This is a genomic window from Rhodopseudomonas pseudopalustris (assembly GCF_900110435.1).
Classification (GTDB): domain Bacteria; phylum Pseudomonadota; class Alphaproteobacteria; order Rhizobiales; family Xanthobacteraceae; genus Rhodopseudomonas; species Rhodopseudomonas pseudopalustris.
The window spans coordinates 413,133-427,984 of sequence record NZ_FODT01000004.1; the positions used below are offsets into that span (position 1 = coordinate 413,133).

At 64.8% G+C, this 14,852-nt stretch carries 13 protein-coding genes and 1 tRNA gene; 10 read left to right on the plus strand and 4 right to left on the minus strand.

Translation table 11 applies throughout. The annotated features are described in order from the left end of the window. Positions 1-12: 12 nt before the first annotated feature. Positions 13-1,572, minus strand: a complete 1,560-nt coding sequence (locus BMY71_RS10790) for an ABC transporter permease/substrate-binding protein (protein ID WP_092683608.1) — start codon at positions 1,570-1,572, stop codon at positions 13-15. Further along, a complete protein-coding gene (locus tag BMY71_RS10795) occupies positions 1,569-2,360 on the minus strand; it encodes an ATP-binding cassette domain-containing protein (protein ID WP_092683610.1) in 792 nt (263 codons plus the stop codon). The genes BMY71_RS10790 and BMY71_RS10795 overlap by 4 nt, the downstream gene beginning before the upstream one ends. A gap of 102 nt (positions 2,361-2,462) precedes the next feature. Between BMY71_RS10795 and BMY71_RS10800 the strand changes: the two genes are divergently transcribed. From BMY71_RS10800 to BMY71_RS10815, 4 genes are all read left to right on the plus strand, one after another. After that, the gene (locus tag BMY71_RS10800; protein WP_092683612.1) at positions 2,463-3,281 is read left to right on the plus strand and encodes an ABC transporter ATP-binding protein; all 819 of its coding nucleotides are present in this window, start codon (positions 2,463-2,465) and stop codon (positions 3,279-3,281) included. A 94-nt stretch (positions 3,282-3,375) separates the two neighbouring features. Then, positions 3,376-4,173, plus strand: a complete 798-nt coding sequence (locus BMY71_RS10805; protein ID WP_092683614.1) for an ABC transporter permease — start codon at positions 3,376-3,378, stop codon at positions 4,171-4,173. Positions 4,174-4,228: 55 nt separating this feature from the next. After that, positions 4,229-5,254, plus strand: a complete 1,026-nt coding sequence (locus tag BMY71_RS10810; protein ID WP_175557649.1) for an ABC transporter substrate-binding protein — start codon at positions 4,229-4,231, stop codon at positions 5,252-5,254. Between the two features lie 11 nt (positions 5,255-5,265). Then, on the plus strand, positions 5,266-5,982 hold the full coding sequence (locus tag BMY71_RS10815) for an NUDIX hydrolase (protein WP_092683618.1): 717 nt from the start codon (positions 5,266-5,268) through the stop codon (positions 5,980-5,982). Here the strand turns inward: BMY71_RS10815 and BMY71_RS10820 are convergent. Both BMY71_RS10820 and bioB read right to left on the minus strand, forming a co-directional pair. Beyond that, positions 5,949-7,199, minus strand: a complete 1,251-nt coding sequence (locus BMY71_RS10820) for a glycosyltransferase family 87 protein (protein ID WP_175557650.1) — start codon at positions 7,197-7,199, stop codon at positions 5,949-5,951. The two genes, BMY71_RS10815 and BMY71_RS10820, sit on opposite strands and share 34 nt — an antisense overlap. Before the next feature lie 9 nt (positions 7,200-7,208). Then, a complete protein-coding gene (gene bioB / locus BMY71_RS10825; protein WP_092683620.1) occupies positions 7,209-8,237 on the minus strand; it encodes a biotin synthase BioB in 1,029 nt (342 codons plus the stop codon). A gap of 510 nt (positions 8,238-8,747) precedes the next feature. On the opposite strand from bioB, the gene BMY71_RS10835 reads away from it, so the two are divergent. The 6 genes from BMY71_RS10835 to BMY71_RS10860 all read left to right on the plus strand — a co-directional run bounded on the left by BMY71_RS10835 (position 8,748) and on the right by BMY71_RS10860 (position 14,536). Next, positions 8,748-10,322, plus strand: coding sequence for a 2-isopropylmalate synthase (locus tag BMY71_RS10835; RefSeq protein WP_011502529.1), 1,575 nt, complete (start codon positions 8,748-8,750; stop codon positions 10,320-10,322). A gap of 176 nt (positions 10,323-10,498) precedes the next feature. Next, positions 10,499-11,503 (plus strand): TRAP transporter substrate-binding protein, encoded by a 1,005-nt coding sequence (locus tag BMY71_RS10840; protein WP_011502530.1) that lies wholly within the window; start codon positions 10,499-10,501, stop codon positions 11,501-11,503. Positions 11,504-11,630: 127 nt separating this feature from the next. Next, positions 11,631-12,215: a TRAP transporter small permease gene (locus tag BMY71_RS10845; RefSeq protein WP_011502531.1), complete on the plus strand. Its 585-nt coding sequence runs from the start codon at positions 11,631-11,633 to the stop codon at positions 12,213-12,215. Continuing rightward, positions 12,212-13,537: a TRAP transporter large permease gene (locus tag BMY71_RS10850; protein WP_011502532.1), complete on the plus strand. Its 1,326-nt coding sequence runs from the start codon at positions 12,212-12,214 to the stop codon at positions 13,535-13,537. The genes BMY71_RS10845 and BMY71_RS10850 overlap by 4 nt, the downstream gene beginning before the upstream one ends. Before the next feature lie 120 nt (positions 13,538-13,657). Beyond that, positions 13,658-14,290, plus strand: coding sequence for a Spy/CpxP family protein refolding chaperone (locus tag BMY71_RS10855; RefSeq protein WP_092683622.1), 633 nt, complete (start codon positions 13,658-13,660; stop codon positions 14,288-14,290). A gap of 170 nt (positions 14,291-14,460) precedes the next feature. Then, positions 14,461-14,536, plus strand: a tRNA-Lys gene (locus BMY71_RS10860). The last annotated feature ends 316 nt before the right edge of the window (positions 14,537-14,852 follow it).

The following is a 14,852-nucleotide window of genomic DNA, read 5'->3' on the forward strand; positions in this document are numbered from 1 at the left end:
CGCGGCCGTCGCTCACCGCGGCTTCACGCTGTCCCACAGCGCACGCGCCACCACATCCGGCGTGCCTGTGCCGCCGCCGGAAGCGGCCCGGAGATTGGCCGCTCGCATCGCCGCGATGTCGATACGGCCGACGAGGGGGCTGAGCGCGTCGCGCAGCTTCGTGTCACCGGCGCGCTTCGGCGACACCAGCAGCACGGCGTCGTAAGGCGGAATCGCCTGTCGCGGATCGTCGAGTACGACGAGATCGTATTTCGCGATCAGTCCGTCCGAAGTGTAGCCGGCGATCAGATCGACCTCGCCGGAGGCCACGGCGGCATACATGAAGTCCGGCTGCATCTGCCGCTCGGTCTTGAACGAAAGCCCGTAAGTCCTGCGCAGCTCGGCCCATTCCGGGCGCGAGAAGAATTCGTAGTCGCCAGCGATCGTCATCTGCGGCGCGCGCGCAACGAGATCAGCGATCGACCGGACGCCGAGCGCTTCCGCTCTGGCGCGCGGCATCACCAGCGCATAGGCGTTCGCGAAGCCGAGTTCGCCGAGCAGCGTGACGCCGTCTCTGCCGAGGTCGCCTTTCAGATCGCTCAAGACTTGGTCCCGCGCGGCGATGCCGGGGTGGTGAAACTGGTTGGCCCACAGCGTGCCGGAATAATCGACGTAAGCATCGATATCGCCGCTTTTGAGCGCGTCGTAGATTACGCTGGAGCCGAGGCCGGCGCGGATCGTGGCGGGAAGACCTCGGTCGTCGAGTTGCTGCGCAATCAGCGCCGCCAAGACGTATTGCTCGGTGAAGGTCTTGGCGCCGACCACATAGGTCGATTTCGACGACGCGAGCGACAGCGCCAGCGTCGCGATCACCAGCGCGGCGAGCCCGAGGCCGCCGAGCGCGACGCGGAGCCGGCTGCGGAGCCGCAGGCCAGTCTCGATCAGCGCCAACAATTGATCGACCGCCAGCGCCAGCACAGCGGCTGCGGCACAGCCGAACAGCACCAGCACCCAGTTCTGGGTTTGCAGTCCCGCAAAGATGTAGTTGCCGAGGCTGGTCTGACCGATCGGCGTCGACAGCGTCGCGGTGCCGATCACCCACACCGCACTGGTGCGGATGCCGGCCATGATCACCGGCAGCGCCAGTGGCAGCTCGACCATCGTCAGCGTCTGCCGTGGAGTCATACCGACGCCCTGTGCAGCCTCGATCAGCGCCGGGTCGACGCCGGCGAGCCCGGTGATGGTGTTGCGCAGCACCGGCAGCATCGAATACAGCGCCAGCGCCAGCACCGCGGGCAGGAAGCCGAAAGCGGAGAAGCTGACGCCGATAGCGCTTGCCGTCAGCGCCGCCAGCGCCAGCAATAATGGATAGAACAGCGCCAACAAGGCAAGGCCCGGAATGGTCTGCACGATGCCGGCGAAGCCGAGCAGGGCGCCGCGCAACACCGGCCGGTGGCGCGCGAGGATCGCGAGCGGCAGGCTGACGGCGAGGCCGAGCCCCAGCGCCGCGACGCTGACGCGGACATGGCTGCCGAGATAGTCCGGCAGATTGGCCAGCGCCTCGGTCCAGCGTGGGTCGCTGAAGATACTCATGTCCCGGCGTCCCGCGGCAGCAATTCGCCGAGGCGCTTCGCCTGCCGGCGCGGCGTCTGCAGTAATTCGGCGACATAGGGATCGGTGCTATGCGCCAGCTCGGCAGCGGCGCCCTGTGCGATCAATTGTCCTGCCCGCATCACCGCGATGCGGTCAGCGAGTAGCAGTGCCTCGGTGATGTCGTGGGTGATCAGCATCGTGGTCAGCCCGAGCCGGTCGTGCAGCGCGCGGAAGTCGTCGCCGAGCGCATCGCGGGTCAAGGGATCGAGCGCGCCGAACGGTTCGTCCATCAGCACGATGCTCGGTTTCGCCGCGAGCGCGCGGGCGACGCCCACGCGCTGGCGCTGGCCCCCGGAGAGTTCGTGCGGAAAGCGCCCGCGATGCTGCGCGCGATCGAGCCGCACCAGATCGAGCAGTTCGTCGACCCGAGCTGCGATCTTTGCGGCAGGCCAGCCGAGTAGCTTCGGCGTGATCCCAATATTGCCGGCGACGGTGAGGTGCGGGAACAGCGCGCCGGCCTGGAACACGGTTCCGATCCGGCGTCGCAGCACGATCGGGTCGGTGCTGCGGACGTCTGCGCCCTCGATCGCGATCGAGCCGGCGTCGGCGTCGATCAGCCGGTTAGCGAGGCGCAGCAGCGTGGTTTTGCCGGAGCCGGAGCCGCCGACGATCGCGAGGAACTCGCCGCGCGCGACGCTCAGCGACACGCCGTCGACCGCTTTGATCCGGCCGCCGCCGAAAGTCTTGGCGACGCGGGCATAGGCGATCATTGGCGGGGCGTCGCTCATCCTTGCCGCCCTAGCACGGCGGTCGGCTGCGATAAAGCGTAAGCGGTGCTTGCAGTTTGCCGCGCACCGTTGAATGGTCCGCGCAGAAACGGAGGCGGATGCGTGGGCGGAGAAGCATCGACGGCAATCGCGCTGCGGGAGGCGAGCGTGGCGTTCCGCCTTGCGGACGGACGCATCTACACCGCGGTAGAGAAGGCGTCGCTCGACGTTGCCGACGGCGAGTTTGTAGCGATCGTCGGACCGACCGGTTGCGGCAAGTCCACGCTTCTGAACGTCGCCGCCGGGCTGCTGCGCCCGGTGTCGGGCGAGGCGCGGATATTCGGCGGGCCGCTCGCCGGGCTCAATGCCGATGCCGGCTATCTGTTTCAGGCCGATGCGCTGTTCCCGTGGAAGACCGCGATCGACAATGTCGCGATCGGGCTGGAGATCTCGGGCACGCCGCGCGCCGAGGCGCTGGCGCGCGCGCAAGGCTGGCTCGATACCGTTGGTCTGGGCGCCTTTGCGGGCCGCTACCCGCACATGCTGTCGGGCGGCCAACGCAAGCGGGTCGGGCTCGCGCAAGTGCTGATCCGCGATCCGAAAATCTTGCTGATGGACGAGCCGTTCGGCCCGCTCGACGCGCAGACAAGGCAGATCATGGGCAATCTGTTGCTGCAATTATGGAGCGCGCATCGCAAGGCAGTGTTGTTCGTCACCCACGATCTCGAAGAGGCAATCGCGCTTGCCGATCGGGTGGTGATCATGTCGGCGGGGCCGTCCGCCCACATCATCGGCGACTGGCGCGTGGCGCTGCCGCGGCCGCGTGACATTTTCGAGATTCGCTTGACCCACGAGTTTCATACGCTGCATCGCGAGATCTGGGGCGTGCTGCGCGATGAGGTGATGAAGGGCTACGCTCAGGCCGGGCAGGCGGTGGCGTGATGGTGTCGTTGTACGATCCACCGACACCTTGCCTGTCGACCCGCACCCCCGACCCCTCCCCGCAAGGGGGAGGGGAGTACGCAGGGGCCTTGCCATGTCCCGCATGAGGCTCCTGACGCTGCAGCTGCTGGTCGCGATCGTCGCGCTGGCGATCTGGCAATTCTTCACCACCGTGCCGGTCGCCGGCCGGCTGCTGTTGCCGCCGTTCTTCTTTTCCAATCCGGTCGATGTGGCGAAGCAAGTATTTGCCTGGTTCGCGTCGGGCTTGATCTGGAAGCACCTGCTGATCACGCTGTGGGAGTCGCTGCTGGCGTTCGTGATCGGCTCGGTCGCGGGCGTGCTGGTCGGTTTCTGGTTCGCGCGGCAGCCGCGCGTCGCCGCGGTGTTCGATCCCTATGTCAAGATGCTCAACGCGCTGCCGCGCGTGGTGCTGGCGCCGATCTTCACGTTGTGGCTGGGCCTCGGCATCTGGTCGAAGGTCGCGCTCGGCGTGACGCTGGTGTTCTTCGTGGTGTTCTTCAACGTCTATCAGGGCGTCAAGGAAACCAGCGGAACCCTGGTCGACAACGCGCGGATGCTCGGGATGAGCGAACGGCAGATGATGCGTCATGTGTTCTGGCCGTCGGCGCTGTCGTGGATGTTCTCGTCGCTGCACACCGCGATCGGCTTCGCCGTGGTCGGCGCGGTGGTCGGCGAATATCTCGGCGCAGCCGCCGGCCTCGGCTATCTGATCCAGCAGGCCGAGGGCACGTTCGACGTCGCCGGCGTGTTCGCCGGAATGTTCGTGCTGTCGGTGTTCGTGATCGTGATCGATCTGGCGGTCAGTCTGGTGGAGCGGCGACTGCTGGTCTGGCGGCCGCGACCCTCGGGAACGCTGCAACAGACCGACTAGAGTCCTTCGTCGCTTTCGCCTATCGTGGGCGCCGCTTGGTCCCGGGAGAAACGTCGTGAAAACAATAATCGCCAGACTCGCCGCGATGCTGTCGGCGCTGTTGCTCACCACCACGCTCGCCGTTGCGCAGAGCAAGGTGACGATCGCGATCGGCGGCGGGGCATGCCTTTGCTATCTGCCGACGGTGCTGGCGAAGCAACTCGGCGAATACGAGAAGGCCGGGCTCAGCGTCGAGCTGGTCGATCTCAAGGGTGGTTCGGATGCGCTGAAGGCCGTGCTCGGCGGCAGCGCCGACGTGGTGTCGGGTTACTTCGATCACACGGTGAATCTCGCCGCCAAGAAGCAGGAGATGCAGTCGTTCGTGGTTTATGATCGCTATCCGGGGCTGGTGCTGGCGGTTTCGCCTGGGCACACGGCGGAGATCAAGTCGATCAAGGACCTCGCCGGCAAAAAGGTCGGCGTCAGCGCGCCGGGTTCGTCGACCGATTTCTTTCTCAAATATCTTTTGAAGAAGAACGGCGTTGATCCGAACAACGTGTCGGTGATCGGCGTCGGCCTCGGCGCCACCGCGGTGGCGGCGATGCAGCAGGGCCAGATCGACGCCGCGGTGATGCTCGATCCGGCGGTGACGATTCTGCAGAGCGCCCACGCTGATTTGCGTATCCTCAGCGATACGCGGACCGAGCACGACACCCGCGAGGTGTTCGGCGGTGACTATCCCGGCGGCGCGCTGTACGCGACGGTGGCCTGGATCAAGGCGCATCCGAAGGAGGCGCAGGGACTGACCAACGCCATCCTGAATACGCTGGGCTGGATTCACACGCATTCGGCGGACGAGATCGCCGACAGGATGCCGCCCAACATCGTCGGCAAGGACAGGGCGCAATATGTCGCCGCGTTGAAAAACACGATTCCGATGTATTCGACCACCGGGTTGATGGACCCGAAGGGCGCCGATGCGGTGCTCGCGGTGTTCAGCGTCGGCTCGCCCGAGGTCGCGAAAGCCAATATCGACGTGACCAAGACCTACACCAACGCTTTCGTCGAGCAGGCGGCGAAGACGTCGGGTGCGGCGAAGTAACGGCGTCGGCCATGAGCGCGTCCGTGCCGGTCACGATCCACCGCGTGACCCATCTCGACCTGTGGGTCGGCGACTATGTGTGGCCGTTCACAGAAAGGCACCGGTCGAAAATCGATGGCTATTTCGCCGCGCGTCAGTTGGAGCAGCCGAAGCTGTGGAACGGCCGCGTGCTGTTGGGGCGGCGGCCGCGATTTGACGGCGCGCGGTTCAGTGCCGAGTGCTTCGAGACCGACTTCGCCAGTTTCCTGTGCTGGCGGGAATGGGATTTCCCCGACGCGTCGGTGTTCAATGGTTTCGGAATGGGCGTGATCCGCAGCAAAGACGGCGCGATCGTCCTCGGCGAGATGGGCGCGCATACATCCAACGCCGGTCAGGTGTATTTCGCCGGCGGCACGCCGGATCCGTCCGATGTTCGTAACCATCGGCTCGACATCGCCGCCAGCGTCACACGCGAGGTTCAGGAAGAGACCGGGTTGTCCCGGTTCGACTACCGCGCAGCTGATGATTGGCACTGCGTCGAGGCCGGTTCATTCGTGGCGATGCTGCGTATCCTGGATGTCTATCTCCCCGCCGAAGCGCTGAAGTCACGGATCGAGGCGCATCTCGCGCGCGATGAATTGCCGGAGTTCAGCCGGGTGCACCTGGTGCGGTCGGAGGCGGATTTCCTCCCGGCGATGCCGCGCTTCGTCACCGCCTATCTCACGATGCTGCTGGACGGCGACGACTGACAGGCGGGGGAGGCCGCGGACGCGTCGCTCCTGCGCAGCCCTTGGAAAATCAGCCCGATCATCGCCAGCGTGGCGAGCGGTGCGAACCGGCCAGCTTCGACGTAGACCGCAGGGCTTGCCAGCGGCACCACCCAGATCGCAGTCGCGACCAGCCATGGCAACGGTCCGGGTGTCGATGTGAACGACGCAAACCAGAGCGTCAGCGCCACGACCAGCAGCAGCGCGTCGTAGGGGCCGGAATGCGGCGCGGCGAGGATCGTCGCGGCCAGCAGGACCGCGAGCCGCAGATCCGGCATGCCGCGGATGCGGAAGGAAAGGGCGGTGATCACCACGGCAACGACCAAGGCCGCGGCTTGCAGCGTCGACGCGAGCGTCTCACCGGCGCCGAGCAATCTCGCGCAGGCCCAGACGCTGTGGCCCCAGATCCGGCCATAGCTCACCCATTTCGGATCGGCGCTGACCATGTTCTCGATCAACTTCGGCAGCCACCAGATCCAGATGTCGAGGCCGAAGATCAGCGCGCTCGCCGCGGCCAGCGCCAGCGCTGAGCCGGCCGTGGCAAGCAGCGCGCGCCACTGCCCGGCGGCGATGAGTGCGACGGGGATCAGCACGGCGAATTGCGGTTTGAAGCTCAGCAGGCCGAGCACCGCGCCGGCGAGCAGCGGCCGATCCGGCAGCGCGCGAAATCCGGCGACGATCAGCGCCGCGACCAAAAACGAGCATTGGCCGTCGGCGAGGGTGATCGCCGCGGCAGGCGACAGCAGCGCCGCGAGTGCGACGAAGCGCGCACGATCGGGCCGGTCGGCGCCGACCAGCAGTGCAGCAACCAGCGCTGCGGCGGTAACGATCTGGAACGCGAAATAGGAGCCAATGAATCCGAGCGGCGCGAACGGCAGCAGCAGCACCAGGAAGCTCGGTGGGTAGAACCACGGCCGATAGGCCAGCGGCACGGTCAGCCAGTCGCGCAGACTGTCGTTGAGGAAGGCGGTGAACCGGTCGCCGTCCATGATCAGCGGCAGGTTGCCGTCGAGCATCGCCCGGATTGCGCCCCAGAACACCGCCCAGTCGGTGCCGAGCGCGATGTGGTTCAGGCCGATGAAGCCAGGCTTGAACGCGGTCGAGCCCAGCACTGCCCAGCCGTACAGGGTGGCGAGCGCAAAGGTCGGAAGCACCACCAGCGCCACCGGGCCCCATTTCGGCGACGGCGCTGGCGACATGGTGATAGCCTACGCGTTACCGTGGGCGTGAACGCCGAGGTCGTCGCGCGGGGTGATGCCGAGTCTGGCGAACAGCGCACGGTCCTTGCTGTCGCCGGGGTTCGGCGTGGTCAGCAGGGTGTCGCCGATGAAGATCGAATTGGCGCCGGCGAGGAAGCACAGCGCCTGCATCTCGTCGCTCATCGCGGTGCGGCCGGCGGCGAGGCGGACATCGGACTTCGGCATCATGATCCGCGCCAGCGCGATGGTGCGGACGAATTCGAACGGATCGACCGGCGTGGCGGTCGCCGCGATCGGCGTGCCTTCGATCGGGATCAGCATGTTGATCGGCACGCTCTCCGGGTGTTGCGGCAGGTTGGCGAGGGTGCGCAGCATCTCGACGCGGTCGGTCGGCTTTTCGCCGAGGCCGAGAATGCCGCCGCAGCACACTTTGATGCCGGCGTCCTGCACCTTCTCCAGCGTCTCGAGCCGGTCGCCGAAGCTGCGGGTCTTGACCACCGACGAATAGAACCCCTCGGACGTGTCGATGTTGTGGTTGTAGTAGTCGAGGCCGGCGTCGGCGAGCTGCTTGGCCTGATCATCGGTCAGCATCCCGAGCGTCATGCAGGCTTCCATCCCGAGCGCCTTGACGCCCTTCACCATCTCGATCACCGGCGCCATGTCGCGGTCCTTCGGCGAGCGCCACGCCGCGCCCATGCAATAGCGCGTTGCGCCGGCGTCGCGCGCCGCCTTGGCGCCCTCGATCACCTTGGCCGGGTCCATCAGCTTGGAGGCGGGCAGGGCGGTGTCGTGATGCGACGACTGGCTGCAATAGCCGCAGTCCTCGGCGCAGCCGCCGGTCTTGACGTTGAGCAGCTGATTGCACTGCACCGCATTGGCGTCGAAGCTCTGGCGGTGGATGGTCTGCGCCCGGAAGATCAAATCCGCGAACGGCGCGTGATAGATCGCGGCGGCTTCCTCGCGCGTCCAGTCGTGGCGGATGGTCGGGGTGGAATCGGCGAGAGCTTGGGCCAAAGACGGCAGATCGATCGAATTCAACGCGGCGCTCCATGCTGTGTCGTTCAGCTCGCAATGCCATACGGCGTTTCGGTGGGGGAGGAAACCCACTGCCGGTCGGGCGAGGGCCGACGATTGGTTAGGTCAGGATTTCTGACGCTTTATCGTGGGTTTTGTCCATCATTTAGCGTTGCGAACCCATAGCGAGGTCGTCTAGAAGAATGGCGGTCCGGTTCGTCCGACTCTTGCGTCAACCCTCTTTCAATGGTTGCCGTCGACGATGTGGACCTGAAGGTGTCGGGTATGACGATTCGCAGTGGCAGGTCGGGAACGGAAGGGGCGGCGATTTTCGCTGCGTCCGCGATTCCGGCTGCGCCGGCTCCGACCCCTGCTCTCGAGGCTGTTGCGCTCGAGACCCTCGCGCTTGGCGGGCTGCTTCTGCTTATTTGCCCCTGAGGGCCGTCTGGGCATTTGCGCCTGGGCACTCAGGGGATCGCACGAACGCCAGACCCCCTATGCGCCCGGACGGCGCCCGACCAAAGGAATTCTTTCATGACCACGACCCCGAAGTCCGAGCAGGACCGCGTCATCATTTTCGACACCACCTTGCGCGACGGCGAGCAGTGCCCCGGCGCCACCATGACCTTCGAGGAGAAGCTGAACGTCGCCGCGATGCTCGACGAGATGGGCGTCGACGTGATCGAGGCGGGCTATCCGTTCGCCTCTGACGGCGACTTCGAGGCGGTGCACGAGATCGCCAAGCGCTCGAAGAATTCGGTGATCTGCGGATTGTCACGGGCCGCGCACAAGGACATCGACCGCTGCGCCGAGGCGATCAAGCCGGCGGAGCGCGGCCGTATCCACACCTTCCTGTCCACCTCGCCGGTGCACATGAAGTACAAGCTGCAGATGGAAGCCGCGCAGGTCTACGAGATGGTGATCTCGTCGGTGACGCGCGCGCGCAACCACACCGACGACGTCGAGTGGTCGGCCGAGGACGCCACCCGCACCGAGTTCGACTTCCTGTGCCGCTGCATCGAGGCCGCGATCAAGGCCGGCGCCACCACCATCAACCTGCCGGACACCGTCGGCTATGCGGTGCCCGAGGAATATCGCGAAATGTTCCGCAAGGTGCGTGAGACCGTGCCGAATGCCGACAAGGCGCGGTTCTCGGTGCACTGTCACGACGACCTCGGCATGGCGGTGGCGAATTCGATCGCGGGCGTGCAGGGCGGGGCGCGTCAGATCGAATGCACCATCAACGGCATCGGCGAGCGCGCCGGCAATGCCGCGCTGGAAGAAGTGGTGATGGCGATGCGGGTGCGGCAGGACAAGGTGCCGTACTGGAACAGGATCGAAAGCAAGATGCTGACGCACGCCTCGAAGACGGTGTCGGCGGCGACCTCGTTCCCGGTGCAGTACAACAAGGCGATCGTCGGCCGCAACGCATTCGCGCACGAGAGCGGCATCCATCAGGACGGCATGATCAAGAACGCCCAGACCTACGAGATCATGACGCCGGAGACGGTGGGCGTGAAGGGCACCTCGCTGGTGATGGGCAAGCACTCCGGTCGCGCCGGTCTGATCCACAAGATGGAAGAGCTGGGCTACAAGCTGTCACGGAACCAGATCGAGGATGTGTTCGTGCGGTTCAAGGCGTTGGCCGACCGCAAGAAGGACGTCTACGATGAAGACATCGAGGCGTTGGTCGACGAGCAGTTGCTGCATGGTCAGGACCTGATCCGGCTGAAGTCGCTGACGGTGATCGCCGGTACCCACGGCCCGCAGCGCGCGACCATGAAGATCGACGTGGACGGCCAGCTCCGGATCGAGGAAGCCGAAGGCAACGGTCCGGTGGACGCGGTGTTCAACTGCATCAAGGCCCTGGTGCCGCACGACGCCAAGCTCGAGTTGTACCAGGTACATGCCGTCACCGAAGGGACCGACGCGCAGGCCGAAGTCTCGGTGCGGCTGTCGCATGAGGGCCGTTCGATGACGGCCCGCGCCGCTGACCCCGATACGCTGGTCGCGTCGGCGAAAGCCTATCTGGGCGCGCTGAATAAGATTGTCGCCAAGCGTCAGCGCGACGTCCGTCAAGACGCGCCCGCAGTCGCGGTGGCCGGCTGATCAGTCCGCGCGACGCATTATGCAATAAACGCAAACGCAGCGCTTCGGCGCTGCGTTTTTGCGCCGCAGCAATGCCCCCTGCGAACTGGCAATGGCTTTTATTGGCGAGTCTCTGTATTGGGGGCGAGCAACACGTAGCGCGGCTAGCGCGCATCGACAAAAATAGGGGACGTCCCATGCGTAAGCTGATTCTGTCCGCGGCGTCGGCCGCAATGCTTGCCCTGGCCGGGCCGGCAGCAGCACAATCACCGATCGTCATTAAGTTCAGCCATGTCGTGGCGCCGAACACGCCGAAGGGACTGGCGGCGGAGAAGTTCAAAGAGCTCGCGGATAAGTACACCGAGGGTAAGGTCAAGGTCGAAGTCTATCCGAACTCCCAGCTCTACAAGGACAAGGAAGAACTCGACGCACTGCAGCTCGGCGCGGTGCAGATGCTGGCACCGTCGATCTCGAAGTTTGGTCCGGCGGGGGTCAAGGAATTCGAGGTATTCGATCTTCCCTACATCCTTCCGGACATCGCGGCGCTGCGCAAGGTGACCACCGGTCCGGTCGGCACCAAGCTGTTCAAGCTGCTCGACGCCAAGGGCATGACCGGTCTCGCCTATTGGGACAACGGCTTCAAGATCATGAGCGCCAACAAGAAGCTCGTGACTCCCGAGGACTACAAGGGCCTCAAGTTCCGGATCCAGTCCTCGAAGGTGCTCGACGCCCAGTTCCGCTCGCTCGGCGCGATCCCGCAGGTGATGGCGTTCTCGGAAGTGTACCAGGCGCTGCAGACCGGCGTGGTCGACGGCCAGGAGAACACGCCGTCGAACATGTACACGCAGAAGATGCACGAAGTGCAGAAGTACACCACCCTGACCAATCACGGCTATATCGGCTACGCGGTGATCGTGAACAAGAAGTTCTGGGACGGTATCCCGGCCGAAATCCGCACCCAACTCGACAAGGCGATGGTCGAGGCCACCGACTTCGGCAACAGCCAATCGCAGAAGGAAAACGACGACGCGCTGGCGGAAATGAAGAAGTCCGGCAAGACCGAGCTGATCACGCTGACGCCGGAGCAGAACTCGGCGATGCGCAAGGCGATGGCGCCGGTCTATGACGACGTCTCGGGGCGCATCGGCAAGGGGCTCATCGAAGAGTTCCTGAAAGAGAGCGGCGGCGGTCCGACGAAGTAGTTCGACAGCGAGCACCCGCGCATCGCCGGGTGCTCGCCATTTTCTGGAATTCTGCTTCCAGTTCCGGCATCAGTGTCCGTGGTTACTAATCTGCCTGACGACCAGCCGATCGATACGGGGGGAATGAATGTTGATGCGCATCCTCGACCGGCTTGAGGAGATATTGATCGCGACGATGATCGGCGGCGCCACGCTGCTGATCTTCATCGCCGTGATGCACCGCTATCTGGTCGGTGTGCCGTTCCTCTATCCGATCCTGTTCCCGATCGACCTGTCCTGGGCGCAGGAACTGTGCATCTACATGTTCGTGTGGATGGCGAAGTTCGGTGCCGCCTACGGCGTGCGCACCGGCATCCATGTCGGCGTCGACGTGCTGGTCAACATCATCCGGCCGAACATCCGCAAGGCGGTGATCCTGTTCGGGCTGTTCTGCGGCGCGCTGTTCACCTCCATCATCGGCACCATGGGCGCCAAGTTCGTTTACGGACTGATGGGTACCAACCAGACCTCGCCGGATCTCGAAATCCCGAGCTGGATCGTCTACCTCTGCATTCCGCTCGGGTCGTATCTGATGTGCTTCCGCTTCCTGCAGGTCGCCTACCACTTCTGGCGTCACGACCATCTTCCGCATCATGATCACAGCCATGTCGAGGGGGTCGACGACCCGCATATGCCCGGCTCTGCTGCTGCGGCGGCGGAGGCGGTGCGATGAACACGGCGATCATCTTCGGGCTTCTGATCGCCCTGATGTTGACCGGGATGCCGATCTCGATCGCGCTCGGTCTGACGGTGCTGTCATTCGTCTTCCTGATGACCAATGTGCCGATCGAGGCGGTGTCGCTGAAATTGTTCACCGGCATCGAGAATTTCGAGATCATGGCGATCCCGTTCTTCATCCTGGCCGGCAATTTCCTGACCCATGGCGGCGTCGCCCGCCGCATGATCAATTTCGCCACCTCGATGGTCGGCCACTGGCACGGCGGCCTCGGGCTCGCCGGCGTGATGGCCTGCGCGCTGTTTGCCGCGGTGTCGGGCTCGTCGCCGGCCACGGTGATTGCGATCGGCTCGATCATGCTGCCGGCGATGGTGAAGCAGGGCTTTCCGAAGCGGTTCGGCGCCGGCGTCATCACCACGTCGGGCGCGCTCGGCATTCTGATCCCGCCATCGATCGTCATGGTGGTCTATGCGGTCGCCACCGGCGGCTCGATCGCGCTCGATCCGGCCGGGAATCGCGTGTCGTCGGCCTCGGTCGGGCAGTTGTTCATGGCCGGCGTGATCCCCGGCTTGATGCTGGCTTCGCTGCTTGGCCTCACCACCTTCTACCGCGCCTGGAAGCATAATTATCCGCGGCTGCCGAAGGCGAACTGGGCGGAGCGGTTCGACGCATTCCGCAAGTGCGTTTGGGGCCTGCTGCTGATCGTGATCGTGCTCGGCGGCATCTATGCCGGCCTGTTCACCCCGACCGAGGCCGCGGCGATCAGCGCGGTCTATGCCTTCGTGATCGCGGTGTTCGTCTATCGCGACATGGGCCTGCGCGACGTGCCACGGGTGCTGCTCGGCTCCGCCAATATGAGCGCGATGATCCTCTACATCATCACCAACGCGGTGCTGTTCTCGTTCCTGATGGCCAACGAAAACATTCCACAGCAGATCGCCAACTGGATGTCGACCGCTGGCGTCAATTGGGTGGTGTTCCTGCTGGTGGTGAACGTCCTGCTGCTGCTCGCCGGCAATGTGATGGAAGCCACTTCGATCGTGCTGATCATGGCGCCGATCCTGTTTCCGGTGGCGGTTCAGCTCGGCATCCATCCGGTGCATCTCGGCATCCTGATGGTGGTGAACATGGAAGTGGGCATGTGCCACCCGCCAGTGGGGCTCAATCTGTACGTCGCCTCAGGCATCGCCAAGATGGGGATCACCGAGCTGACCGTCGCGGTGATGCCGTGGCTGCTGACCATGATCGCGTTCCTCGGCGTCGTCACCTATGTGCCGGAAATCTCGCTGTGGTTGCCGCGTATGCTTGGGATGTTGTAGGCGCGGCGAACAGGGTGCGCTTGGTTACAACTTGGTAACCAAGCGGTTTCTGTCCAAACCTTAAGTTGCACGGGGCAGGGCCTGGACCCATCTTCGAAGCCACCTTTCAAGGAGGCTGTCATGAAGAAGGTTCTGCTCGCTGGCGCCGCCGCACTGGTTCTCGCCGGTTCGACCGCGGCCTATGCCGATCACCGCGGCTGGTTCGACCGTGACGGCGACCATCGTCGACCCTGGGCCAGCGTGGAGGATCGCACCGCTTTCGCCGATGCGCGGATCGCGGCTGTGAGGGCAGGGCTCAAGCTGACGCCTGACCAGGAAAAGATGTGGCCGCCGCTCGAGGCTGCGGTGAGGGATTTTGCCAAGCTGCGGATTGACCGCGCCGAGGCGCGGGTCAAGGCGCGGGACGAGGATCGCGACGCCGATCCTGTGGCGCGGCTGCGCGACCGCGCCGACACCATGGCCGCTACGGCGGCTGCGATGAAGCAGATCGTCGACGCCGCCGATCCGCTCTACAAGTCGCTCGACGAGGGCCAGAAGCGCCGGCTGCGCATGCTGACGCATTTCGAGGGCTCCCGCGGCGGCTGGGGCGAGCATCGCCATCATCATCAGCGGATGCATCGCGACGACGATGACCGTGGCCCGCGTTGGGATCGCGACCGTGACCGCCGCCCGGGGCAGGGTCCCGGACCTCGTCCCGGCGCGATGGAAGACCGCGACGGCATCGACGACGGACCGGGCCCCAACCGGCTGTAACCAACCGTCCACAGCCTCAATCAGCCGCGGAAACCGCCGAATCTCCGGTAGTTTTTCCGCGGCTGAAAAAGATCGATCCGAAGAAGGAAAAAGTCGCCCGGCTTGCTGGACATCCCCGGGCTGCTTTGCTAAACGCAGCCGTCCCGAACGGGAAATTCCGGATCGGCTCCGGGCGCATAGCTCAGTTGGTAGAGCAGCTGACTCTTAATCAGCGGGTCCCAGGTTCGAGCCCTGGTGCGCCCACCATTCAAGTGAAAGACTTCGCGGAATCTCCGCTGTCCATTCGGACAAGTCGATCATCCGCTGTTCGGACAAGTCACCCTTATTCGTCGTTTCTGTGCAGCGCTTCTGCGCAGGCTGACGCCAGTTTCCTCCTTGCGCTTCGCATGGGTCGGTAACTGCCGTGCGCGTGGTCGCGGCCGGCCAACAAGTTGGAGTGCCCGGCCCTGGCAGCGCAGTTGTCGAAAAGATCGACGCTGGTGAAGCCGTGGCCGCGATCCGGCTTCAAGCACGCTCGCCAGGGCTTGCCGTCATGGCTCGGGGATCCTGCGATGCGCGCACA